Source organism: Pseudomonas sp. FeS53a (genome assembly GCF_000931385.1).
GTDB lineage: Bacteria > Pseudomonadota > Gammaproteobacteria > Pseudomonadales > Pseudomonadaceae > Metapseudomonas > Metapseudomonas otitidis.
This window is the reverse complement of the sequence record NZ_JYFT01000056.1, coordinates 1-21852: the sequence shown is the minus strand read 5'-3', so window position 1 is coordinate 21852 and position 21852 is coordinate 1. Positions and strand designations below refer to the sequence as shown.

25 protein-coding genes are annotated in these 21852 nt (G+C 65.8%); 23 read left to right on the top strand and 2 right to left on the bottom strand.

Annotated elements, in window-relative coordinates:
- Positions 1–9 precede the first annotated feature (9 nt).
- The 14 genes from flhF to SZ55_RS15845 all read left to right on the top strand — a co-directional run bounded on the left by flhF (position 10) and on the right by SZ55_RS15845 (position 12719).
- Positions 10–1356, top strand: coding sequence for a flagellar biosynthesis protein FlhF (flhF, locus tag SZ55_RS15910; RefSeq protein ID WP_044408111.1), 1347 nt, complete (start codon positions 10–12; stop codon positions 1354–1356).
- Between the two features lie 75 nt (positions 1357–1431).
- The gene (fleN, locus tag SZ55_RS15905; protein ID WP_069560381.1) at positions 1432–2265 is read left to right on the top strand and encodes a flagellar synthesis regulator FleN; all 834 of its coding nucleotides are present in this window, start codon (positions 1432–1434) and stop codon (positions 2263–2265) included.
- Complete coding sequence (fliA, locus tag SZ55_RS15900; protein WP_044408109.1) at positions 2262–3008, top strand: RNA polymerase sigma factor FliA; 747 nt, start codon at positions 2262–2264, stop codon at positions 3006–3008. The genes fleN and fliA overlap by 4 nt, the downstream gene beginning before the upstream one ends.
- 82 nt (positions 3009–3090) lie before the next feature.
- A complete protein-coding gene (locus SZ55_RS15895; protein ID WP_003083073.1) occupies positions 3091–3465 on the top strand; it encodes a chemotaxis response regulator CheY in 375 nt (124 codons plus the stop codon).
- 19 nt (positions 3466–3484) lie between these two features.
- A complete protein-coding gene (locus SZ55_RS15890) occupies positions 3485–4270 on the top strand; it encodes a protein phosphatase CheZ (protein WP_044408080.1) in 786 nt (261 codons plus the stop codon).
- Positions 4271–4282: 12 nt separating this feature from the next.
- A complete protein-coding gene (locus SZ55_RS15885; protein ID WP_044408078.1) occupies positions 4283–6595 on the top strand; it encodes a chemotaxis protein CheA in 2313 nt (770 codons plus the stop codon).
- Positions 6596–6637: 42 nt separating this feature from the next.
- On the top strand, positions 6638–7750 hold the full coding sequence (locus SZ55_RS15880) for a protein-glutamate methylesterase/protein-glutamine glutaminase (protein ID WP_044408075.1): 1113 nt from the start codon (positions 6638–6640) through the stop codon (positions 7748–7750).
- Between the two features lie 17 nt (positions 7751–7767).
- The gene (locus SZ55_RS15875) at positions 7768–8508 is read left to right on the top strand and encodes a flagellar motor protein (protein ID WP_044408072.1); all 741 of its coding nucleotides are present in this window, start codon (positions 7768–7770) and stop codon (positions 8506–8508) included.
- Positions 8509–8520: 12 nt separating this feature from the next.
- On the top strand, positions 8521–9405 hold the full coding sequence (motD, locus tag SZ55_RS15870) for a flagellar motor protein MotD (protein ID WP_044408069.1): 885 nt from the start codon (positions 8521–8523) through the stop codon (positions 9403–9405).
- 40 nt (positions 9406–9445) lie between these two features.
- Positions 9446–10234 (top strand): ParA family protein, encoded by a 789-nt coding sequence (locus SZ55_RS15865; RefSeq protein ID WP_044408066.1) that lies wholly within the window; start codon positions 9446–9448, stop codon positions 10232–10234.
- A gap of 90 nt (positions 10235–10324) precedes the next feature.
- Positions 10325–11194: a CheW domain-containing protein gene (locus SZ55_RS15860; protein ID WP_044408063.1), complete on the top strand. Its 870-nt coding sequence runs from the start codon at positions 10325–10327 to the stop codon at positions 11192–11194.
- A gap of 101 nt (positions 11195–11295) precedes the next feature.
- Positions 11296–11775, top strand: coding sequence for a chemotaxis protein CheW (locus SZ55_RS15855; protein ID WP_044408061.1), 480 nt, complete (start codon positions 11296–11298; stop codon positions 11773–11775).
- A 4-nt stretch (positions 11776–11779) separates the two neighbouring features.
- On the top strand, positions 11780–12187 hold the full coding sequence (locus SZ55_RS15850) for a DUF2802 domain-containing protein (protein WP_082078272.1): 408 nt from the start codon (positions 11780–11782) through the stop codon (positions 12185–12187).
- A 103-nt stretch (positions 12188–12290) separates the two neighbouring features.
- Positions 12291–12719 carry a rhodanese-like domain-containing protein gene (locus SZ55_RS15845; protein WP_044408055.1) on the top strand — a complete coding sequence of 143 codons (429 nt, stop codon included), beginning with the start codon at positions 12291–12293 and terminating at the stop codon, positions 12717–12719.
- Here SZ55_RS15845 and SZ55_RS15840 read toward each other — a convergent pair.
- Both SZ55_RS15840 and fliK read right to left on the bottom strand, forming a co-directional pair.
- A complete protein-coding gene (locus tag SZ55_RS15840) occupies positions 12709–13041 on the bottom strand; it encodes an EscU/YscU/HrcU family type III secretion system export apparatus switch protein (RefSeq protein WP_044408052.1) in 333 nt (110 codons plus the stop codon). The two genes, SZ55_RS15845 and SZ55_RS15840, sit on opposite strands and share 11 nt — an antisense overlap.
- On the bottom strand, positions 13038–14585 hold the full coding sequence (gene fliK, locus SZ55_RS15835) for a flagellar hook-length control protein FliK (RefSeq protein ID WP_044408049.1): 1548 nt from the start codon (positions 14583–14585) through the stop codon (positions 13038–13040). Before fliK ends, SZ55_RS15840 begins: the two co-directional genes overlap by 4 nt.
- Before the next feature lie 148 nt (positions 14586–14733).
- On the opposite strand from fliK, the gene ccmA reads away from it, so the two are divergent.
- From ccmA to ccmI, 9 genes are all read left to right on the top strand, one after another.
- Complete coding sequence (ccmA, locus tag SZ55_RS15830; RefSeq protein WP_044408046.1) at positions 14734–15369, top strand: cytochrome c biogenesis heme-transporting ATPase CcmA; 636 nt, start codon at positions 14734–14736, stop codon at positions 15367–15369.
- Positions 15366–16037, top strand: coding sequence for a heme exporter protein CcmB (gene ccmB, locus SZ55_RS15825; RefSeq protein ID WP_044408044.1), 672 nt, complete (start codon positions 15366–15368; stop codon positions 16035–16037). The genes ccmA and ccmB overlap by 4 nt, the downstream gene beginning before the upstream one ends.
- A gap of 71 nt (positions 16038–16108) precedes the next feature.
- Positions 16109–16864 (top strand): heme ABC transporter permease, encoded by a 756-nt coding sequence (locus SZ55_RS15820; RefSeq protein WP_044408041.1) that lies wholly within the window; start codon positions 16109–16111, stop codon positions 16862–16864.
- The gene (gene ccmD, locus SZ55_RS15815; RefSeq protein ID WP_044408038.1) at positions 16861–17037 is read left to right on the top strand and encodes a heme exporter protein CcmD; all 177 of its coding nucleotides are present in this window, start codon (positions 16861–16863) and stop codon (positions 17035–17037) included. Before SZ55_RS15820 ends, ccmD begins: the two co-directional genes overlap by 4 nt.
- On the top strand, positions 17034–17483 hold the full coding sequence (gene ccmE, locus SZ55_RS15810; protein ID WP_044408035.1) for a cytochrome c maturation protein CcmE: 450 nt from the start codon (positions 17034–17036) through the stop codon (positions 17481–17483). Before ccmD ends, ccmE begins: the two co-directional genes overlap by 4 nt.
- A gap of 3 nt (positions 17484–17486) precedes the next feature.
- Entirely contained in the window at positions 17487–19460 is a 1974-nt protein-coding gene (locus SZ55_RS15805) for a heme lyase CcmF/NrfE family subunit (protein ID WP_044408032.1), read from the top strand.
- Positions 19457–19993, top strand: coding sequence for a DsbE family thiol:disulfide interchange protein (locus SZ55_RS15800; protein WP_044408029.1), 537 nt, complete (start codon positions 19457–19459; stop codon positions 19991–19993). Before SZ55_RS15805 ends, SZ55_RS15800 begins: the two co-directional genes overlap by 4 nt.
- Entirely contained in the window at positions 19990–20475 is a 486-nt protein-coding gene (locus SZ55_RS15795; RefSeq protein WP_044408026.1) for a cytochrome c-type biogenesis protein, read from the top strand. The genes SZ55_RS15800 and SZ55_RS15795 overlap by 4 nt, the downstream gene beginning before the upstream one ends.
- On the top strand, positions 20475–21683 hold the full coding sequence (gene ccmI, locus SZ55_RS15790; RefSeq protein WP_044408023.1) for a c-type cytochrome biogenesis protein CcmI: 1209 nt from the start codon (positions 20475–20477) through the stop codon (positions 21681–21683). Before SZ55_RS15795 ends, ccmI begins: the two co-directional genes overlap by 1 nt.
- Positions 21684–21852 lie beyond the last annotated feature (169 nt).

The following is a 21852-nucleotide window of genomic DNA, read 5'->3' as shown; positions in this document are numbered from 1 at the left end:
TCACAGGCCATGCAGGTCAAACGCTTCTTCGCTGCGGATATGCGCCAGGCCATGAAACTGGTGCGGGACGAACTGGGCGCCGATGCTTCCATCATCGGTACCCGGCGCGTGGCCGGTGGTGTCGAGATCACGGCGGCACTCGACTACCCCATGCCTGCTCCGGCCCCCAGCAAGCCGAACCCGGCCCTGGAAGCGGAGCTGCGCCGCACCCAGGCACGCATCGCCGAGGCCCATGCCGAACTGTCCAACCGCGCCGCTCGCGCGGACGCCGGACGCAACCGGCAACTGGTTCCGGATCGCTCCGAGCCTTCGCCGGAGGCCCTTGAGGCCGCCATGCGCCCGACCCGTCCCGCCGTGGCGCCGGCAGCTGTCGCCGCCGTTCCGGTCACCCCAGCCGCTGCGCCCGTGGCCGACCAGCGTGCGCTGGATGCCATGCGTTTCGAGCTCAACGGGCTGCGTGAGCTGATCGAAGTCCAGCTTGGTTCCATCGCCTGGAGCCAGATGCAGAACCGTCGCCCGCAGCAGGCCAATTTGTGGCGTCGCCTGCAGCGGATGGGGCTGCCGGTGGAGCTGTCCCGTGTGTTGCTGGAGCGTGTCAGCAGCGTCAAGGATCCGCGCCAGGCCTGGCGCATGGTGCTGGCCCACCTGGCCCACGCCATCCGTACCCCTGCCGAGGAGCCTCTGGAAGAGGGTGGCGTGATCGCCCTGGTCGGTCCCGCCGGCATGGGCAAGACCACCACCCTGGCCAAGCTGGCCGCCCGCTATGTGCTTAAGTACGGCGCCCAGCAGATCGCCCTGGTGAGCATGGACAGCTACCGGATCGGTGCCCAGGAACAGCTGAAGACCCTGGGCCGCATCCTCGGTGTGTCCGTCACTCACGTCGATCCGGGCCAGTCGCTGACCCAGGCTCTCGCCCCCCTCGCACGCAAGCGTGTGGTGCTGATTGATACGGCGGGGCTGCCGGCGAACGATCCGGCGCTTAAAATGCAGCTCGAGACACTGGCCAGCCGCAGCGTGAAAGCGCGCAATTTCCTCGTTTTGGCTGCAACCAGTCAAAGCCAGGTGCTGAAAGCGGCCTACCATAGTTACAAGCGGTGTGGCCTTTCGGGCTGCATCCTGACCAAGCTCGATGAAGCCGCGAGCCTGGGCGAAGTGTTGGGACTGGCTATCGGCCAGCATCTGCCGGTAGCCTATCTCGCTGATGGGCCTCGGATTCCGGATGATCTCCAGGTTCCGCGCAGTCACCAACTGGTGAGTCGTGCGGTGAGCCTTCAGGCGCCGGAGGACCCCAGCGAGGAAGCCATGGCCGACCTGTTCGCAGGTCTGTACCAGGCGCCCACTCGCCAGGTTGGATAGAAACCCAGAGCCGCCCGGGATGGGTGGCGTGAATGCGCCAAGTGGCCCAGTCGACGTGAACAAGGTGTGTGATAAATGGGTAGTTTGCATCCCGTACAGGTGATTGCTGTAACCGGTGGCAAGGGCGGTGTCGGCAAGACCAACGTATCCGTGAACCTCTCGCTGGCGCTGGCCGACCTGGGGCGCCGCGTGATGCTGCTGGACGCCGACCTCGGCCTGGCCAACGTCGACGTGCTGCTCGGGCTGACGCCCAAGCGGACCCTGGCGGACGTGATCGCAGGCGAGTGCGACCTGCGTGACGTGCTGCTGCAAGGGCCGGGCGGCGTCCGCATCGTGCCGGCCGCTTCCGGCACGCAGAGCATGGTCCAGCTCTCGCCGATGCAGCATGCCGGCCTGATCCAGGCGTTCAGCGAGATCAGCGACAACCTGGACGTGCTGGTGATCGACACCGCCGCCGGCATCGGCGATGCGGTGGTCAGCTTCGTCCGTGCTGCGCAGGAAGTGATCGTGGTCGTCTGCGACGAGCCCACGTCCATCACCGACGCCTATGCGCTGATCAAGCTGCTCAACCGCGATTTCGGCATGAGTCGTTTCCGGGTCCTGGCCAATATGGCCCACAGCCCGCAGGAAGGTCGCAACCTCTTTGCTAAGCTGACCAAGGTGACCGATCGCTTCCTCGATGTGGCCTTGCAGTACGTCGGCGCCGTCCCCTACGACGAGTCCGTGCGCAAGGCGGTGCAGAAGCAGCGAGCGGTCTACGAAGCGTTCCCGCGTTCGAAATGTGCCCTGGCGTTCAAGGCGATTGCTCAGAAGGTGGACAGCTGGCCGTTGCCGGCCAACCCCCGTGGCCACCTTGAGTTCTTCGTCGAGCGACTGGTGCAGCAACCCATCGCGGATTCGACCGTATGACACCACCCGCAAGTGGACTTCGCATGTACAACAAGGCTCAGGCCGGGGATTCCCAGCACCAGCTGATCGAGCGCTACGCGCCCCTGGTCAAGCGGATCGCCTACCACCTGCTGGCTCGCTTGCCGGCGAACGTGCAGGTTGAAGACCTCATGCAGGCGGGGATGATCGGCCTGCTGGAAGCATCGAAGAAGTACGACTCCAGCAAGGGCGCGAGTTTCGAGACCTACGCCGGCATCCGCATCCGCGGGGCGATGCTCGACGAGGTCCGCAAGGGCGACTGGGCACCGCGCTCGGTCCACCGCAATACCCGGATGGTCAGCGACGCCATCCGCAAAGTCGAGGCAAGAACCGGACGTGACGCTAAAGATCAGGAGGTTGCGGCCGAACTTGGATTGAGTCTCGAAGATTACTACGGCATCCTGAGCGACACTTTGGGCAGCCGGCTGTTCAGCTTCGACGACCTTCTGGAAGGCGGGGAGCATGGCACGGCGCACGAAGACACCGGAGTCACCCATCTCGAACCTTCGAATGACCTGGAAGACGAGCGCTTCCAGGCGGCGCTGGCCGATGCCATCGCCAATCTGCCGGAACGAGAGCGCCTGGTGCTGGCGCTGTATTACGACGAAGAGCTGAATTTGAAGGAAATCGGTGAAGTGCTGGGAGTCAGTGAATCCCGAGTCAGCCAGTTGCACAGCCAGTGCGCCGCGCGTTTGCGGGCCCGGCTGGGTGAGTGGCGTGCCTGAAGCACACCGGTTTTTCGATTGAACGACGCCCCCATGACCCGGGGGCGTTCAGGACTGTACGGAGGTCGATTTGGACAAGAACATGAAAATCCTCATCGTGGACGATTTCTCTACGATGAGACGCATCATCAAGAACCTCCTGCGTGATTTGGGCTTCACCAACACCGCAGAGGCCGACGACGGCACGACCGCCTTGCCGATGCTGCACAGCGGCAATTTCGATTTCCTGGTCACCGACTGGAACATGCCCGGCATGACCGGTATCGACCTGCTGCGTGCCGTGCGCGCCGACGAGCGCCTGAAGCACCTGCCGGTGCTGATGGTGACTGCTGAAGCCAAGCGCGATCAGATCATCGAAGCCGCCCAGGCCGGCGTGAACGGGTACGTGGTCAAGCCGTTCACGGCCCAGGTTCTCAAAGAGAAGATTGAAAAGATCTTCGAGCGGGTCAACGGCTGATGCCAGTCGCGAGGACGCCATGGATAAAGATTCCCAGTCGGGAGACCTCGAGTCGACCCTGAAAAATCATGCACGCGAGCTGGTGGAAACCCTTGAAAAGGGCAACTTCGGCGATGCGGTGCAACTGATCCACGAACTGAACAAGGTTCGCGACCGCGGCCTCTATCAGGAAGTCGGCAAGCTCACCCGCGAGTTGCACAATGCGATCGTCAACTTCCAGATCGATCCGCATCTGCCGCACGCCAAGGAAATGTCCCAGATCGCCGATGCGACGGATCGTCTCTCCTACGTCGTGCACATGACGGAGAAGGCAGCCAACCGCACCATGGATCTGGTGGAGGAGAGCGCACCGCTGCTCAATGGCCTGGGCGATGAAGCCCAGAGCCTTTCCGAGGAGTGGGGGCGCTTCATGCGGCGCGAGATCGGCGCGGATGCGTTCCGGGAGCTGGCCAAGCGCATCGAATCGTTCCTGGCGCGCAGCCAGCGCGACACCGAGCAGCTATCCTCCCATATGAACGACATCCTGCTGGCACAGGACTATCAGGACCTGACCGGGCAAGTGATCAAACGCGTCACCCAGTTGGTGACCGAAGTTGAGCACAACTTGGTGAAACTGGTGCTGATGGCCAGTGATGTAGACCGTTTCGCAGGCATTCAACATGACCGCGAAGCGATGGTTGTCGAGAAAGAAAAACTAAAAGATCCATCTAGGGGTGAAGGTCCGCAGATCAATGCCGATAAGCGTGATGACGTCGTGGCCGATCAGGTCGACGTCGATGATCTGTTATCCAGCCTTGGTTTCTAGGGGAGCCGCCTAATGAGCTTCGACGCCGATGAAGAAATCCTCCAGGACTTCCTGGTAGAGGCCGGCGAAATACTGGAGCAATTGTCCGAGCAGCTCGTTGAGCTGGAGAGCCGTCCGGACGATATGGATCTGCTCAATGCCATTTTCCGGGGTTTCCACACGGTCAAGGGCGGAGCTGGTTTCCTCCAGCTAAACGCCCTTGTGGAATGCTGCCACATCGCCGAAAACGTGTTCGACATCCTCCGCAAGGGTGCGCGTCGAGTCGATGCCGAGCTGATGGACGTGGTGCTCCAGGCACTGGATACCGTCAACGAGATGTTCAGCCAGGTACGCGAGCGCTCCGAGCCGACGCCCGCCACGCCCGAGCTGCTGGCCGCATTGTCGCGCCTGGCAGAGCCTGCGGGTGCGTCCGAGCCTGAGCCTGTTGCTGAGGCTTTTGAACCTGAGCCCGAGCCCGAGGCCGAAGAGCCTGCCGCGCCGGCATCGGGCGACATCACCGACAGCGAGTTCGAGCAACTGCTGACGGCCCTGGACGAGCCCTCTGGTTCCAATGCCGAACCCGCAGCCGGCAACGAAGCGGCCGCGTCGGATGAAATTACCGATGACGAGTTCGAAGCGCTGCTGGACCAGCTCCATGGCAAGGGCAAGTTCGTCGGCGATGCAGCGCCAGCGGCCAGTGCGCCCAAGGCGCCCGAGCCGGTTGCTGCCCCTTCTGCCTCGCCGGGCGGCGATGACATCACCGATGATGAGTTCGAAGCGCTGCTGGACCAGCTTCACGGCAAGGGCAAGTTTGTCGCCCCTGCTGTGGATGACACCGCACCGGCTGCTGTAGCGTCCGCGCCCGATACCGCAGCACCGGCTGCGCCGGGTGGCGACAACATCACCGATGACGAGTTCGAAGCCCTGCTGGACCAGCTCCACGGCAAGGGCAAGTTCGTCGCGGAGGCTCCTGCCTCGTCAGCCCCGGCCAAGCCGGCGGCACCTGCCAAGCCCGCTGCGGCACCCGCCAAGCCTGCGGCCACACCCGCCGCGAAAGCGACCGAGCCGGCGAAGCCTGCTGCCGCCAAGCCCGAACCTGCCAAGCCTGCGCCGGCAGCTGCCCGTCCGGCTGCGCCGACGGCTAACGGAGACAAGGCTGCTCCTGCGGCAGCCAGCGAAACGGAAACCACCGTACGGGTGGACACCGCTCGCCTGGACGAGATCATGAACATGGTGGGCGAGCTGGTACTGGTGCGTAACCGTCTGGTGCGTCTCGGTGCCAACAGCGGTGACGAGGCCATGGCCAAGGCCGTGTCGAACCTCGATGTGGTGACCGCCGACCTGCAGACCGCGGTGATGAAGACCCGCATGCAGCCCATCAAGAAGGTCTTCGGCCGCTTCCCGCGCCTCGTGCGCGACCTGGCCCGCAACCTGAAGAAAGAGATCAACCTCGAGCTGGTGGGGGAGGAGACCGACCTCGACAAGAACCTCGTCGAGGCCCTTGCCGACCCGCTGGTCCACCTGGTGCGCAACGCCGTGGACCACGGCATCGAGACGCCCGAGGAGCGCGAGGCCGCCGGCAAGGCACGTACCGGTCGCGTCGTGCTGTCCGCCGAGCAGGAGGGTGACCACATCCTTCTGATGATCACCGACGACGGCAAGGGCATGGACGCGAACATCCTTCGTGCCAAGGCTGTCGAGAAAGGACTGCTGGACAAGGATGCCGCCGACCGCCTTACCGAGCTGGAGTGCTACAACCTGATTTTCGCCCCGGGCTTCTCGACCAAGACCGAGATCTCGGACGTATCCGGTCGTGGCGTCGGGATGGACGTGGTGAAAACCAAGATCTCCCAGCTCAACGGCACGGTGAACGTGTTCTCGCAGAAAGGGCAGGGTTCCAAGATCGTCATCAAGGTGCCGCTGACCCTGGCGATCATGCCGACGCTGATGGTGATGCTGGGCAACCAGGCCTTCGCCTTCCCGCTGGTCAACGTCAACGAGATCTTCCACCTCGACCTGTCCCGCACCAACGTCGTGGATGGCCAGGAAGTGGTGATCGTCCGCGACAAGGCCCTGCCGCTGTTCTACCTCAAGCGCTGGCTGGTTCGTGACGCCTCATACGAGGAGCAGGGTGAAGGGCACGTGGTGATCCTCTCCGTGGGTACCCAGCGCATCGGCTTCGTGGTGGATCAACTGGTCGGCCAGGAAGAAGTGGTGATCAAGCCGCTTGGCAAGATGCTGCAGGGGACGCCCGGCATGTCCGGTGCCACCATTACCGGCGATGGACGAATCGCCCTCATCCTCGACGTGCCGAGCATGCTCAAGCGCTACGCGCGCCGCGGTTGATCGTTTAGGCGGCCCGTTGGGGGCCGCCTGTTAGGAGTGTTTATGGCAGTCAAGGTTCTGGTGGTTGATGACTCCGGCTTCTTCCGTCGTCGCGTTTCGGAGATTCTGTCCGCCGACACCAATATCCAGGTGGTAGGGACCGCCACGAATGGCCGGGAGGCCATCGACCAGGCGCTGGCGCTCAAGCCTGACGTCATCACCATGGATTACGAAATGCCCATGATGGACGGCATCACCGCCGTCCGGCACATCATGCAGCGCTGCCCGACTCCGGTCCTGATGTTCTCCTCCCTGACTCACGAAGGCGCCCGGGTAACCCTCGATGCGCTGGATGCCGGTGCGGTCGACTTCCTGCCGAAGAACTTCGAGGACATCTCCCGTAATCCGGAGAAGGTCAAGCAACTGCTCTGCGAGAAGGTGCACAGCATCGCGCGGAGCAACCGTCGCTACAGCAGCTACACCCCGCCGCCTGCCGCGCCGACGCCCAGCAGTTCCGGCCCGTCGAGCCTGTCTCGCCCTGCGGCTGCACCTGCCCCAGCACCGGCTTCCTCATCCAGTGGTAGTTCCAGCAGCGGGCCTGCGCCCAAGCGCAAGTCCTACCGGCTGGTGGCCATCGGCACCTCGACGGGCGGCCCCGTTGCGCTTCAGCGTGTGCTGACCCAGTTGCCCGCCAATTTCCCGGCGCCGCTGGTGCTGATCCAGCACATGCCGGCGGCGTTCACCAAGGCATTCGCCGAGCGCCTGGACAAGCTCTGCCGTATTTCCGTCAAGGAGGCCGAGGATGGCGACCAGCTCAGGCCTGGCCTCGCCCTGCTGGCACCGGGCGGCAAGCAGATGATGGTGGATCCGCGCGGGACCGTGCGCATCCTCCCCGGCGATGAGCGCCTCAACTACAAGCCCTGTGTCGACATCACCTTCGGCTCCGCTGCCAAGGCCTTCAATGACAAGGTCCTGGCCGTGGTGCTGACCGGCATGGGCGCGGACGGCCGCGAGGGCGCACGCCTGCTCAAACAGAGTGGCAGCCAGGTGTGGGCGCAGGATGAAGCCAGTTGCGTGATCTATGGCATGCCGATGGCAATCGTGAAGGCCAACCTGGCAGACGCGGTCTACGGTCTCGACGACATTGGCAGGCACATCGCCGAAGCATGCCTGTGATGGGAGTAGTGCGGTAAATGGATGCGTTGAGCATCGTAGGGATCATCCTTGCACTGGTCGCCATCGTCGGGGGCAACTACCTCGAAGGAGGGCACGCCGGTGCCCTTCTGAACGGCCCGGCTGCGCTGATCGTGATTGGCGGTACCGTGGGTGCCGCTTTGCTCCAGACACCCATGAGCGTGCTCAAGCGGGCTCTGGCGATCCTTCGCTGGATCATCTTCCCGCCCAGGATCGACCTCACCGGCGGCATCAACAGCGTGGTGGGCTGGAGCATGGCGGCGCGCAAGGAAGGGCTCCTGGGCCTGGAGCCCATCGCCGACGCCGAGCCAGACCCCTATGCCCGCAAGGGTTTGCAGCTCCTGGTCGACGGTGCTGAACCCGAGTCCATCCGCAGCATTCTCGAAGTGGACCTCTATACCCAGGAGGCCCGCGATCTGCAGGCCGCCAAGGTGTTCGAGAGCATGGGCGGCTACGCCCCTACCATCGGCATCATTGGTGCGGTGATGGGGCTGATCCACGTCATGGGCAACCTGGCCGACCCGAGTCAGCTGGGAGGTGGCATTGCGGTAGCGTTCGTTGCCACCATCTACGGCGTGAGTTTCGCCAACCTGCTCCTGTTGCCGGTGAGCAGCAAGCTGAAGGCTATCGCCATGCGCCAGTCGCGCTACCGGGAAATGCTGCTGGAGGGCATCCTCTCCATCGGCGAGGGTGAAAACCCCCGCTCCATCGAACTGAAGCTGCAAGGCTTCGTGGATTGATGGAGGCATGGCATGGCTCGCAGGCGTCAGCACGAAGAGCATGAGAATCACGAGCGCTGGCTCGTTTCATACGCCGATTTCATTACGCTGCTGTTCGCGTTCTTCGTGGTCATGTACTCCATCTCCTCGATCAACGAGGGCAAGTACAAGATCCTCTCGGACACCCTGACCGGCGTCTTCAACCAGCCGGATCGCTCGATCAAGCCGATCCCGATCGGTGAAGAGCGGCCTCGTACCACCGAGGCAGAGCAGACGTCTGCAGAGCAGGGCGGGCCTGGTGATGCCCAGGCCGATCCCTTGCAGAGCATCACCGAGAGCATGCAGGCAGCCTTCGGCGACCTGATCTCCAACGAGCAGATGACGGTTCGCGGCAACGAGCTCTGGGTGGAGATCGAGCTGAACTCCAGCCTGCTGTTCCCCAGTGGCGATGCCATCCCCACCAATGAGGCGTTCACCATCATCGAGAAGGTGGCGAAGATCCTCGCCCCCTACGAAAACCCCGTGCACGTCGAAGGCTTCACCGATAACCTGCCCATCAGTACCGCCGCCTATCCTTCCAACTGGGAGCTTTCCGCCTCCCGTGCATCCAGTATCGTGAGGATGCTTTCCATGGACGGGGTCAATCCGGCGCGCCTCGCGGCGGTCGGGTACGGCGAATTCCAGCCGGTGGCGGACAACTCGACGGCGGAAGGGCGCGCACGCAACCGCCGTGTGGTATTGGTGGTTTCGCGAAACCTCGACGTGCGGCGAGCGGTGAGTGGGGTAGGGGCGGGCAAAGCCAAGCCGGATGACGCGTTGCGGCGTGCTGGCACGCAAACTGCACCAGCGCCTGCACCGGGGCCCTCCGCAGCGGGGGCCGTCAATTCCCCGTCGCCCGCGCCAGCGGGTGGACAATGATCCTCGGCAAGGCTGTGGTTTCGCCGGGAGGACGAAGAGCATGAGAGTTTGGGCGGTAGCCAATCAGAAGGGTGGTGTCGGCAAGACCACCACCTCCATCGCACTGGCAGGCTTGCTGGCCGACGCCGGCAAGCGCGTCGTGGTCGTGGATCTCGATCCCCACGGTTCCATGACCAGCTATTTCGGCCATGACCCCGATACCCTGGAGCACAGCTGCTTCGACCTGTTCCTCCACCAGGGCGGCGTACCGGAAGGGCTGCCCCGGCAACTGCTGCTGCAGACCAGCCACGAGCGCATGTCGCTGCTGCCTTCCAGCACCGCCCTGGCCACCCTTGAGCGCCAGTCGCCCGGGCAGAACGGGCTGGGCCTGGTGATCGCCAAGAGCCTGGCGCAGCTGTGGCAGGAATTCGACCATGCCATCATCGACAGCCCGCCGTTGCTCGGTGTTCTGATGGTCAATGCGCTGGCCGCCAGCCAGCAACTGGTGATCCCCGTGCAGACCGAATTCCTCGCAGTGAAGGGCCTGGAGCGCATGGTCAGCACCCTTAACATGGTCAATCGCTCGCGCAAGCAGGCGCTGCCTTACACCATCGTGCCGACTCTTTTCGACCGTCGGACCCAGGCGTCCCTGAATACCCTGCGTGTGCTGCGCAACACCTATCCCGAGCACCTCTGGCCGGCCTACATCCCGGTGGACACCCGCCTGCGGGATGCCAGCCGTGCCGGCGTGACCCCGTCGCAGTACGACGGCAACAGCCGTGGCGTGATCGCCTATCGCGCGCTGCTCAAGCACCTGCTGAGCCAGCAGCTCGCCGCGCAGGTCGCCTGAGATGAGCGTCTATGCTGAGCTACAGGTGCTCTCAAGTCCGGCATGCCCTGTGCCGATAGCCTGTCGAGCCCAACGTCGCAGGTCCCACCCATGAGCCGTATCCTCGCCACCACCACCCGACCGCAACTGGCGTTGCAGTCCTACCTGGACTCCCTGCTGCAGGAAGCAGCCATCGAACTCGCCGACAGCGTAAGCCTGGAGGAATTCGAGGCTGCCGTGCTTGAGGAGCAGGTGCGCGATGCCCGGCTGAACCAGGCGCGCCCAGTACTGGCCGCCGCGCCGGAGGTGGCTCCCCGCGTGGTACGTGCTGCTCCCGTAGCGGTCCAGCTGGAGGATCGCCCGGTGCGTCAGCTTGCGCCGGTCATCGCCGAGCCCGTGCTGGTGCCGGCAATCCCGGAGCCAGAGCCGGAGCCTGCGCTGGTGGAACCGGTTGCCGAACTGCAGGTTGCCAGCGTCGAGCCCCGCGAGCCTTTGCCACCCAGCTTCGAGGGTCGCCCTCAATGGGCGGAAGAGCCATTCGAATGCCTGCTGTTCGACGTCGCCGGGCTGACCCTGGCCGTGCCTCTGGTCTGCCTGGGCTCCATCTACCCACTCGCCGGCCAGGAACTCACGCCATTGTTCGGCCAGCCGGATTGGTTCCTCGGTATCCTGCCGTGCCAGGCAGGCAACCTGAAGGTGCTGGACACGGCTCGCTGGGTGATGCCGGACCGTTACCGCGATGATTTCCGTGAGGGGCTGCAGTACGTTATTTCCGTCCAGGGTTACGAATGGGGTCTCGCCGTGCACCAGGTGAGCCGCTCCATCCGCCTGGACCCGAACGAGATCAAATGGCGCAGCCAGCGCAGCCAGCGACCCTGGCTCGCCGGTACGGTGATCGAGCACATGTGCGCGCTGCTGGACGTCGCCGCGCTGGCCGAATTGATTGCCAGTGGCGCCGTCAAGAACATGTCGCTTAACTGAACAATGAAGAGGCAGGCTCCGCACGCCGGGGCGCCGGATTCGCAACAAGGCGGTCAACCCGCATTCGCCGCCCCGCGCGGTACAAGAAGAGGCTAGGGAACATGAAGAAATCGTCAGGGCAAGGTTCCGAAGATCCCATCCTGCAGTGGGTGACTTTCCGCCTGGACAATGAAACCTACGGCATCAACGTGATGCAGGTGCAGGAAGTCCTGCGCTACACCGAGATCGCGCCGGTGCCGGGGGCTCCCAGCTACGTCCTGGGCATCATCAACCTGCGTGGCAACGTGGTGACGGTGATCGATACCCGCCAGCGCTTTGGCCTGGATTCCGCGCCGGTCACCGACAACACCCGCATCGTCATCATCGAGGCGGACAAGCAGGTGGTGGGCATCCTCGTCGACAGCGTCGCCGAAGTGGTCTACCTGCGTCAGTCCGAGGTCGAGACCGCGCCCAACGTGGGCAACGAGGAGTCGGCCAAGTTCATCCAGGGCGTCTGCAACAAGAACGGCGAGCTGCTGATCCTGGTCGAGCTGGACAAGATGATGAGCGAAGAAGAGTGGTCGGAGCTGGAGAGCATCTGACGTGCTGATCGAGATCGCGCTGCTGGTCCTGGCGGTCGCCTGTGCGGCGCTCGCCTTCGCCTGCGTGCGATTGCGCCGGCAGCAGCTGGAGCTCGCCCAGGAACAGGCCAAGCGCGAAGCGGCTCGAGACCAGCGGCTGAAGGAACTGGCCCGCCGTCTCGATGCCTACCTCAGCGGCAGCATCCGCATGGGGGAGGAGTTGCACGAGCTGCGCCGGGTGGTGGCGCCGCTGCCCGACAAGGTTAGTCAGATCGAGCAGCGCGACCCCAGCAGCATCTCCTTCACCCAAGCCGCACGTCTTGCGGGCATGGGAGCGAGCGTCGACGACCTCACTCATTCCTGTGGGCTCAGCAAGGCCGAGGCGGAACTGGTCAGCAAGCTCCAGCTTGCGCGCAAGCAGGCCCAGAGCTGATGCGCGCCCGGTTCTAAGCCCCGCCTGCCATCTAACCAATCACTCCAAGTCGGCACTTCTGCCCGGACTAGGCTCTAACCAGGCCCACCGAGCGGAGTTGCCCATGCGCCTGGCTCCCCTGTTGCTCTTGCTCCTCTTGCCCCTGGCCCAGGCGGAAGAGGCACCCTTGCATGTTGCGGGAGCGACGACTGTCAACGTGCTGCAGGCCAAGCGGCTGTTCGACTACGGCGCCCTGTTCATCGACGTCCGGCCGGACCGGGAGTGGAGCTGGGGCCACGTTCACGGTGCCGTGCACCTGGACCTGACCGACCGCTTCGCCGGCCTGGCCATGCCCCAGTGGCCGCGGCATGTGCCGCTGGTGATCTACTGCGACAGCAACGTCTGCCCGCGCGGGGCGCTGGCGGCGCAACTGGCAGTGGGGTGGGGGTATCGCCAGGTCTTCTATTTCCGTGACGGCTACTTCGCCTGGCAACTGCTGGATTTCCCTCAAGGAAAGGGCATGGAGGGTGAGGTGCTGGCGCTCAGCCCTTAGGGCCCTCCAGCAGCGGCAGGCCGGGCGTCACGTCCCGGGTGGCGTCGGGGTCGAAGCCCGCCGGGCATTTGCCCTTCAGGTACCAGGCAAAGGCGATGATCTCGGCCAGCGTGCGATACAGCGCCTCGGGGATGGCCTCGCCCAGCTCCATTCTTGCCAGCAGACGGACCAGCTCAGCGTTCTCGTAGATCGGCACCTCGTACTCGCGGGCGATGGCGAGGATCGCCTCGGCCAGCTCGTCGTCACCCTTTGCGGTCAGGTTCGGTGCACTGACCCCGTCATAGGACAGGGCAATCGCCTGGCGGCGCTCGGTCTGTTTCATGCCGTCTCATCCACCCAGCGTTGCTGCAGGGTCGTGCGTGGGCCTTGGGGCGGCGTGCCTTGCTGGCAGGCGAGTTCACCCACTTCCAGCCCGGCGGCCACCAGCCGCTCACGCAGATTGCCCAGTTCGCTGTCGATGAAGCGCGCCGTGGCGGCTCGCTCCGCCCACAGCTGGCTGGAGATCGAACCGCGCAGCAGTTGCGCCTGGACCTGCAATGGGCCCAAGGGGGCGATGTCGAACGCCAGTTCGATACGCCAGAGGTTTTCCTTCTGTTCGTCCTTGCGCCGCTGCTGCTGGGCCTGGCGTTCTTCCTGCTGGATCTTGATCTGCAGCGGGACGATTTCCTGCTGGTTGCGCATCGGCAGCTCCAGCTGCCAGGTGGTGACCAGGTTGCCCTCCGGGGTCATCTGCGACTGCGCCAGGCTGGAGAGCTGGTGGGTCTGCAGGCGCGAGACGGCTGCCGCCGCCAGCTTCAGCAGGGTTTCCAGGTCGCCTTCCTCCTGTGCGGCCTGGGCCAGGCGGGAGGGGAGGGGGAAGCTCAGTGCCTGCTGGCGCGAGCTGGCCTGGCCGAGGGAGCCGAGTGCGTTGCGGATGAAGGCCGGCAGGGCCTGGGCCATGGCGTTGCTGGCGCCAGCGGTGGGCAGCGCCGCCGGTGCGTTGGGCAGTTCGGGCAGCAACTGGGCGATCAGGCGCAGCAGGTTGCCCTTCAGGTCCTGCCCGGTGGCGGCGCCGTGACCGGCCAGCAGGCGCGCCTCCAGCAGCGCACCGCTGTTCTCCATGGCCTTGGCCAGTTGCTTGGCGTCGCTCAGCTGGCCGGGGCCGGGCAGTGAGCCCAGCAGGCGCTCCACGGCGTTGCGCAGGTTCGGTGGCAGGTCCGGGTCGAGTTCGGCAAGGGCGCCGAACAGGCCCTCCAGGGAACCCTGGCGCGACACCTGGCTGTTCAACTGCTGGCTGAGGGCCAACTGGTCCAGGCGATTGCTCAGCGGGATGAAGCGCAGGGACTGGTCGCCCTGGACCTGGGCGCTGAGCAGGCTGCCGACCGGCAGCGGTTGAGGGCTGTCGACAGCCAGTTGGCGACCCGCCAGCGGCGTGTTGATCAGGTTGATCAGGGTGCGGTAGACGGTCGCCTTCGCTTCGGCGAGCTGTTCGCTGGCGACCACCTTGCCCTGGATCAGCGTGCCGACCGGCACCTGCTCCAGGTCCAGGCTGTCCAGCGGCAGGGCACCGGCCGACTGCAGGGCCACCATCAGGCGGCTGTCCGAAAGGGCCGTGACGTTCACCAGCGAGCCCTGGCTCAGGGGGCGCGTGCTGGTGGCTTCCAGCGTTGCCTGCTGGCCGCTGCCCAGGCTCAGGCGCAGCATCACCTGGAAGCTGTTCTGTGCGGTTTCCTTGACGCTGACCACCTCGGCTTCGGCGCTGTCGCCGGCCGCCAGCAAGCCACTGGATGGTTGCAGCAGCTTCAGCGCGGCATCTGCTACAGCCTGCGCCGCCCGGTTGGCGGTGGGCACGGAAGCGATGGGGCGCGAAGTGCTGATCTCGGTCATCAAAGGGTTACAACCTGTTGAAAAAGCCCCCTTCGGGGCTGGGGATGACATGTATAATGCCGCCCCGTCCGGGCTGGCGGTGGAGCGCGATTCCAGTATAGCGGCCGGCGACCCCATCACTTGAGTTCCCCGCAGGGTATCCGCTGACGTGACCAGTCCCTACCTCCAGACCCTCGACCTCGCCTGCGAGCGTGATTGGCGGATGCTCTTCGAAGGGCTGGACCTGGCGCTCGAACCCGGGGAAATGTTGCAGATCAGCGGACCCAACGGCAGTGGCAAGACCAGCCTGCTGCGCCTGCTCTGCGGTCTGATGCAACCCACTTCCGGCGAGATCCTGCTGAAAGGCGTCGCCCTCGGTCGGCAGCGTGCCGAACTGGCCCGCGAGCTGCTGTGGATCGGCCATGCCGCCGGCATCAAGGGCCTGCTCACCCCGGAAGAGAACCTGACCTGGCTCTGCGCCCTGCACCAGAGCGTCGAGCGCGAGGCGATCTGGGAGGCACTGGCCGCCGTCGGGCTGCGTGGGTTCGAGGACGTTCCCAGCCACACCCTCTCCGCCGGCCAGCAGCGCCGCGTCGCCCTGGCGCGGCTCTACCTCGATCCGCCGCCGCTGTGGATCCTCGACGAACCCTACACCGCACTCGACAAGCAGGGCGTCGCCCAGCTCGAGGCGCACCTGGCCGGGCACTGCGAGCGTGGCGGCCTGGTGGTGTTCACCACCCACCACAGCCCCGCCCACCTGCCGGCGGGCTACCGTGAACTGGACCTGGGACGACGTGCGGCATGAGATCGGTCTTCACCCTGGTCATGGCCCGCGAAGCGCGCCTGCTGTTCCGTCGCCCTGCCGAGCTGGCCAACCCCCTGGTGTTCTTCGCCATCGTCATCGCCCTGTTCCCCCTGGCGGTCGGTCCCGAGAGCCAATTGTTGCAAACCCTTTCACCGGGGCTGGTCTGGGTAGCGGCCCTGTTGGCCGTCCTGCTCTCGCTGGACGGGCTTTTCCGCAGTGATTTCGAGGACGGCTCGCTGGAACAGTGGGTCGTTTCGCCGCACCCCCTGCCGCTTCTGGTCCTGGCCAAGGTGCTGGCACACTGGCTCTTCTCCGGACTGGCGCTGGTCCTGCTGGCGCCGCTGCTGGCGCTGATGCTGGGCCTGCCCGCCCGCTGCCTGCCGGTGCTGCTCGGCTCCCTGCTGCTGGGCACGCCGGTGTTGAGCCTGCTGGGTGCGGTGGGCGCCGCGCTGACCGTTGGTCTCAAGCGCGGTGGCCTGCTTCTCGCGCTGCTGATACTGCCGCTGTACATCCCCGTGCTGATTCTCGGCAGCGGGGCCCTGCAAGCGGCCCTGCAAGGATTGCCGGCTGTCGGCCACCTGTTGTGGCTGGGCTGCCTCACCGCCCTGGCGGTGACCCTGACTCCCTTTGCCATAGCCGCTGGCCTGACCATCAGCGTCGGCGAATAACGAACAAGAGTTGCCTTGATGAGAGAACTGCCGATGTCCGCACAGGCCTCCGTGCCCAGCAGGTGGGCCCGATGAACTGGACCTGGTTCCACAAGCTGGGTTCGCCGAAATGGTTCTACGAGATCAGTGGCCGCTGGCTCCCCTGGTTCGCCGTCGGCGCCGCCCTGCTGATCACCGTCGGTACCGTCTGGGGCCTGGCTTTCGCGCCGCCGGACTACCAGCAGGGCAACAGCTTCCGGATCATCTACATCCACGTCCCGGCCGCCTTCCTGGCCCAGTCCTGCTACGTCATGCTCGCCGTCTGCGGTGTGGTCGGGCTGGTCTGGAAGATGAAGCTGGCCGACGTCGCCCTGCAGGCCGCCGCGCCGGTAGGCGCCTGGATGACCTTCATCGCCCTGGTAACCGGTGCCATCTGGGGCAAGCCCACCTGGGGTGCCTGGTGGGTGTGGGATGCCCGACTGACGTCGATGCTCATCCTCCTGTTCCTGTACTTCGGTGTGATTGCACTGGGCCAGGCCATCAGCAATCGTGACAGCGCCGCCAAGGCCTGCGCGGTGCTGGCCATCGTCGGGGTCATCAACATCCCGATCATCAAGTACTCGGTGGAGTGGTGGAACACCCTGCACCAGCCGGCCACCTTCACCGTCACCGAGAAGCCGGCCATGCCCGCCGAGATGTGGGTGCCGCTGCTGCTGATGGTGCTGGGCTTCTACTGCTTCTTCGGCGCCGTGGTGCTGATGCGCATGCGCCTCGAAGTCCTGCGTCGCGAGGCCCGCGCCGCCTGGGTGCGCAACGAGGTGAAGGCCCTGGTGGAGAAGGCATCGTGAGTTTTGCATCGTTCGGCGAGTTCCTCGCCATGGGCCACCACGGCCTGTACGTCTGGAGCGCCTACGGCATCAGCCTACTGGTCCTGGCGCTCAACGTCGCGCTGCCGGTCGCAGCCCGGCGTCGCTACCTGAAAGAAGAGGCGCGCCGTCTGCGCCGGGAGGAAGGCAAGTGAATCCGATCCGCAAGAAGCGCCTGTTCATCATCCTGGCCATCCTCGCCGGGGTGGGGATCGCCGTGGCGCTGGCGTTGTCGGCGCTGCAGCAGAACATCAACCTGTTCTACACCCCCACCCAGATCGCCAACGGCGAAGCCCCCCAGGACACGCGCATCCGCGCCGGCGGCATGGTGGCCGAAGGCTCGGTCAAGCGCACCGGCGACTCCCTCGACGTGGAGTTCGTGGTCACTGACTTCGCCAAGAGCGTCACCATCCGCTACCACGGCATCCTCCCCGACCTGTTCCGCGAAGGGCAGGGCATCGTTGCCCTGGGCAAGCTGGACGGGCAGGGCGTGCTGGTGGCTGACGAGGTGCTGGCCAAGCACGACGAGAAATACATGCCGCCGGAGGTCACCAAGGCCCTCAAGGAAAGCGGCAACCTGCCTGAGAAGAAAGAGGGCTGATCGATGATTCCCGAACTCGGCCACCTGGCCCTGATCCTCGCCCTGTGCATGGCTGCCGTGCAGGCCACCCTGCCGATGATCGGCGCCTGGCGCGGCGACCGGCAGTGGATGAGCCTGGCGCAACCGGCCGCCTGGGGGCAGTTCGCCTTCCTGGCGTTCTCCTTCGGCTGCCTCACCTGGGCCTTCATGAGCGACGATTTCTCGGTCGCCTACGTCGCCAGCAACTCCAACAGCGCGCTGCCCTGGTACTACAAGTTCAGTGCCGTATGGGGCGCCCACGAGGGCTCGCTGCTGCTCTGGGCGCTGATCCTCGGTGGCTGGACCTTCGCCGTCTCGGTGTTCTCCCGGCAACTGCCCGAGGTGATGCTGGCCCGCGTCCTGGGCGTGATGGGCATGATCAGCATCGGCTTCCTGTCGTTCCTGATCATCACCTCCAACCCCTTCAAGCGCCTGCTGCCGAACATGCCGGCCGACGGCAACGACCTGAACCCGCTGCTGCAGGACTTCGGCCTGATCGTCCATCCACCGATGCTCTACATGGGCTACGTCGGCTTCTCAGTGGCCTTCGCCTTCGCCATCGCCGCGCTGCTCGGCGGTCGCCTGGACGCCGCCTGGGCGCGCTGGTCGCGTCCGTGGACCATCATCGCCTGGGCCTTCCTCAGCGTCGGCATCGTGCTCGGCTCCTGGTGGGCCTACTACGAACTCGGCTGGGGTGGCTGGTGGTTCTGGGACCCGGTGGAGAACGCTTCCTTCATGCCCTGGCTGGTGGGCACCGCGCTGATCCACTCCCTGGCCGTCACCGAGAAGCGCGGCGTGTTCAAGAGCTGGACCGTGCTGCTGGCCATCGCCGCATTCTCCCTCAGCCTGCTGGGTACCTTCCTGGTCCGTTCCGGCGTGCTGACTTCGGTGCACGCCTTTGCCGCCGACCCGGAGCGGGGCGTGTTCATCCTCGGCTTCCTGCTGGCCGTGGTGGGCAGCTCGCTGACCCTGTTCGCCATCCGCGCGCCGGTGGTCAAGAGCCAGGTGGGCTTCGCCCTCTGGTCCCGCGAGACGCTGCTGCTGGTCAACAACCTGGTGCTGGTGGTGACCGCCGCCATGATCCTGCTCGGCACCCTCTACCCGCTGGTGCTGGACGCGCTGTCCGGCGCCAAGCTCTCCGTCGGCCCGCCGTACTTCAACGCCCTGTTCCTGCCGCTGATGGCCCTGCTGATGGTGGTGATCGCCGTGGGCGTGCTGGTGCGCTGGAAGGACACCCCGGTGAAGTGGCTGGTGGGCATGCTCGGCCCGGTGCTGGTGGGCAGCCTGGTGCTGGGCGTGCTCGCAGCGTTCGTCCTGGGGGATTTCCACTGGGCGGTGCTGGCGGTTGGCTGCCTGTCCGCCTGGGTGCTGCTGGCCGGCGTCCGCGACCTGCTCGACAAGACCCGCCACAAGGGCCTGCTCAAGGGCGCCCGCAGCCTGACCCGCAGCTACTGGGGCATGCAGCTGGCCCACGCCGGCATTGCCGTGTGTGCCCTCGGCGTCGTGCTCTCCAGCCAGTACAGCGCCGAGCGTGACCTGCGCCTGTCCCCCGGCGAGTCGGTGGAGCTGGGCGGCTACCGCTTCGTGTTCGAGGGCGCAGCCCACCACGAAGGCCCCAACTTCACCTCCGACAAGGGCACCGTCCGTGTCCTCGACGGTGATCGGCAGATCGCCGTGCTGCACCCGGAGAAGCGCCTGTACACCGTGCAGCAGTCGATGATGACCGAGGCCGGCATCGACGCCGGCTTCACCCGCGACCTCTACGTCGCCCTCGGCGAGCCCCTGGGTGACGGCGCCTGGGCCGTGCGCGTGCACGTCAAACCGTTCGTCCGCTGGATCTGGCTCGGCGGCCTGCTGATGGGCCTGGGCGGTGTCCTGGCGGCATTCGACCCGCGCTACCGGGTCAAGGTGAAGACCCGGGTGCGTGACGCCCTGGGCCTGGCTGGAGCTCAAGCATGAAGCGCCTGATCCTGTTGCTGCCGCTGGCGATCTTCCTCGGCGTGGCGGTGTTCCTCTACCGCGGGTTGTTCCTCGACCCCGCCGAGCTGCCCTCGGCGCTGATCGGCAAGCCCTTCCCCGCGTTCAGCCTGCCGGCCGTGGACGGCGCGCGCACGCTGACCGAGGCCGACCTCAAGGGCAAGCCCGCGCTGGTCAACGTCTGGGGCACCTGGTGCATCTCCTGCCGGGTCGAGCACCCGGTGCTGAACAAGCTGTCGCAGATGGGCGTGACCATCTACGGCGTCAACTACAAGGACGACAACGCCGCCGCCCTCAAGTGGCTGAAGGAGTTCCACAACCCCTATCAGCTGGACATCCGCGACGAGCAGGGCAGCCTCGGCCTGGACCTGGGCGTCTACGGCGCCCCCGAGACCTTCCTGATCGACAAGGACGGCGTCATCCGCCACAAGTTCGTCGGTGTGATCGACGAGGTCGTCTGGCGTGAGCAACTGGCGCCGCTGTACCAGTCCCTGGTCGACGAGGCCGGCCAATGAAGCGCCTGCTCGCCACCCTGGCCCTCGGCCTTGCCCTCACCGGCGTCGCCCGCGCGGCCATCGACACCTACGAGTTCCGTGACGAAGCCGAGCGCGAGCGCTTCCGCGTGCTCACCGAAGAACTGCGCTGCCCCAAGTGCCAGAACCAGAACATCGCCGACTCCAACGCCCCCATCGCCACCGACCTGCGCCGCGAGATCTACCGCATGCTCGAAGCGGGCAAGAGCAATGACGAGATCGTCGACTTCCTAGTTGCCCGCTACGGCGACTTCGTGCGCTACAAGCCCCCGGTGAACGGCCGCACGCTGCTGCTCTGGTACGGCCCAGCGGGCCTGCTGGCCGGCGGCCTGCTGGTGCTCGGGGTGATCGTGCTGCGCCGTCGCCGCGTCGAGAACGCGCCGGGTGATGCACTGCTTTCCAGCGATGAGCGCGCCCGTCTGGATGCGCTGCTCAATCAAGAGACTCAGGACAAGAACCGCTGATGATCGATTTCTGGCTCGCCGCCGGCCTGCTGCTGCTGGTCGCCCTGGCATTCCTGCTGATTCCCGTGCTGCGCGGCCGCAAGGCCCAGGCCGAGGAAGACCGAACCGCCCTCAACGTCGCCCTGTACCAGGAGCGCCTGGCCGAACTGCAGACCCAGCACGAGGCCGGCACCCTCACCGAGGCCCAGCTGGAGGCCGGTCGCGCCGAAGCGGCCCGCGAACTGCTGGCCGATACCGAGGGCGCCGCCGCTGACCGCAGCGCCCGCCTGGGGCGTGCGCTGCCGCTGCTCGCCGCACTGCTGGTGCCGGCACTGGGCCTTGGCCTGTATGCCCACTGGGGTTCCAGCGACAAGGTCCAGCTGGCCCGCGAAATGCGCGAACAGCCGCGCACCATCGAGGAAATGACCGCGCGCCTGGAAAAGGCCGTGCAGGCCCAGCCGGATTCCGCCGAAGGCTGGTACTTCCTCGGCCGTACCTACATGGCCCAGGAGCGCCCGGTCGATGCCGCCAAGGCCTACGAGCGCGCGGTGCAGATCGCCGGCCGTCAGCCCGAGCTGCTCGGCCAGTGGGCCCAGGCGCTGTACTTCGCCAGCCAGAAGCGTTTCACCCCTGAAGTCCAGGCGCTGACCGAGGACGCCCTCAAGGCGGACCCCAACGAGGTCACCAGCCTGGGCCTTCTGGGCATCGCCGGTTTCGAGGAAGGCCGCTTCAAGGACGCCATCGGCTACTGGGAACGCCTGATCGCCGTGCTGCCCCAGGACGACCCGTCCCGCGCTGCCCTGCAAGGCGGGATCGACCGGGCCCGCGAGCGGCTGGCCGAGAACGGCGAAACCCTGCCCGAGCGCGAGACGCTCACCAAGTCCATGCCGCAGCTGAAGGTCCGCGTCGACCTGGCCGCCGCACTGAAGGACAAGGTGCAGCCGGGCGACACGGTGTTCATCTTCGCCCGCGCCGCTGAAGGTCCGCCCATGCCGCTGGCCGTCAAGCGCCTGACGGTGAAGGACCTGCCGGCCGAGGTGGTGCTCAGCGACGCCGACGCGATGATGCCGCAGCTGAAGATCTCCAACTTCCCGCAGGTGCAGCTGGTCGCCCGTATATCCCGCGAAGGCAATGCCAAGAGCGGTGAATGGATCGGACGCGGCCCGGCGTTGTCTAGTGCTACCGAGGATCCGCAGCAGTTGACCATCGACAGCCCGGATCAGCCCTGACAACCCCATCGGAGCCGGCGGCCATGCACGCGACCCTTCGACTGTCCCTGGCCTGCCTGCTCGTCACCCTGGCCGGCTGTACCCTCCGGCCTCCCGCCCCGGCAGGCCAGCGGCCTGCCCAGGGGCCCGCGGCAACACCGCCGCGCGTCACCCCGGCCCCCGCGCCAAC

Coding starts and splice junctions, on each gene's coding strand:
- SZ55_RS15880 (WP_044408075.1), top strand. CDS start 6,638: ATGGCAGTCAAGGTTCTGGTGGTTGATGACTCCGGCTTCTTCCGTCGT.
- SZ55_RS15855 (WP_044408061.1), top strand. CDS start 11,296: ATGAAGAAATCGTCAGGGCAAGGTTCCGAAGATCCCATCCTGCAGTGG.
- SZ55_RS15820 (WP_044408041.1), top strand. CDS start 16,109: ATGAACTGGACCTGGTTCCACAAGCTGGGTTCGCCGAAATGGTTCTAC.
- SZ55_RS15885 (WP_044408078.1), top strand. CDS start 4,283: ATGAGCTTCGACGCCGATGAAGAAATCCTCCAGGACTTCCTGGTAGAG.
- SZ55_RS15895 (WP_003083073.1), top strand. CDS start 3,091: ATGAAAATCCTCATCGTGGACGATTTCTCTACGATGAGACGCATCATC.
- ccmI (WP_044408023.1), top strand. CDS start 20,475: ATGATCGATTTCTGGCTCGCCGCCGGCCTGCTGCTGCTGGTCGCCCTG.
- motD (WP_044408069.1), top strand. CDS start 8,521: ATGGCTCGCAGGCGTCAGCACGAAGAGCATGAGAATCACGAGCGCTGG.
- SZ55_RS15865 (WP_044408066.1), top strand. CDS start 9,446: ATGAGAGTTTGGGCGGTAGCCAATCAGAAGGGTGGTGTCGGCAAGACC.
- SZ55_RS15795 (WP_044408026.1), top strand. CDS start 19,990: ATGAAGCGCCTGCTCGCCACCCTGGCCCTCGGCCTTGCCCTCACCGGC.
- SZ55_RS15840 (WP_044408052.1), bottom strand. CDS start 13,041: ATGAAACAGACCGAGCGCCGCCAGGCGATTGCCCTGTCCTATGACGGG.
- SZ55_RS15875 (WP_044408072.1), top strand. CDS start 7,768: ATGGATGCGTTGAGCATCGTAGGGATCATCCTTGCACTGGTCGCCATC.
- SZ55_RS15845 (WP_044408055.1), top strand. CDS start 12,291: ATGCGCCTGGCTCCCCTGTTGCTCTTGCTCCTCTTGCCCCTGGCCCAG.
- fleN (WP_069560381.1), top strand. CDS start 1,432: ATGGGTAGTTTGCATCCCGTACAGGTGATTGCTGTAACCGGTGGCAAG.
- fliK (WP_044408049.1), bottom strand. CDS start 14,585: ATGACCGAGATCAGCACTTCGCGCCCCATCGCTTCCGTGCCCACCGCC.
- ccmB (WP_044408044.1), top strand. CDS start 15,366: ATGAGATCGGTCTTCACCCTGGTCATGGCCCGCGAAGCGCGCCTGCTG.
- flhF (WP_044408111.1), top strand. CDS start 10: ATGCAGGTCAAACGCTTCTTCGCTGCGGATATGCGCCAGGCCATGAAA.
- SZ55_RS15800 (WP_044408029.1), top strand. CDS start 19,457: ATGAAGCGCCTGATCCTGTTGCTGCCGCTGGCGATCTTCCTCGGCGTG.
- SZ55_RS15805 (WP_044408032.1), top strand. CDS start 17,487: ATGATTCCCGAACTCGGCCACCTGGCCCTGATCCTCGCCCTGTGCATG.
- SZ55_RS15890 (WP_044408080.1), top strand. CDS start 3,485: ATGGATAAAGATTCCCAGTCGGGAGACCTCGAGTCGACCCTGAAAAAT.
- SZ55_RS15860 (WP_044408063.1), top strand. CDS start 10,325: ATGAGCCGTATCCTCGCCACCACCACCCGACCGCAACTGGCGTTGCAG.
- fliA (WP_044408109.1), top strand. CDS start 2,262: ATGACACCACCCGCAAGTGGACTTCGCATGTACAACAAGGCTCAGGCC.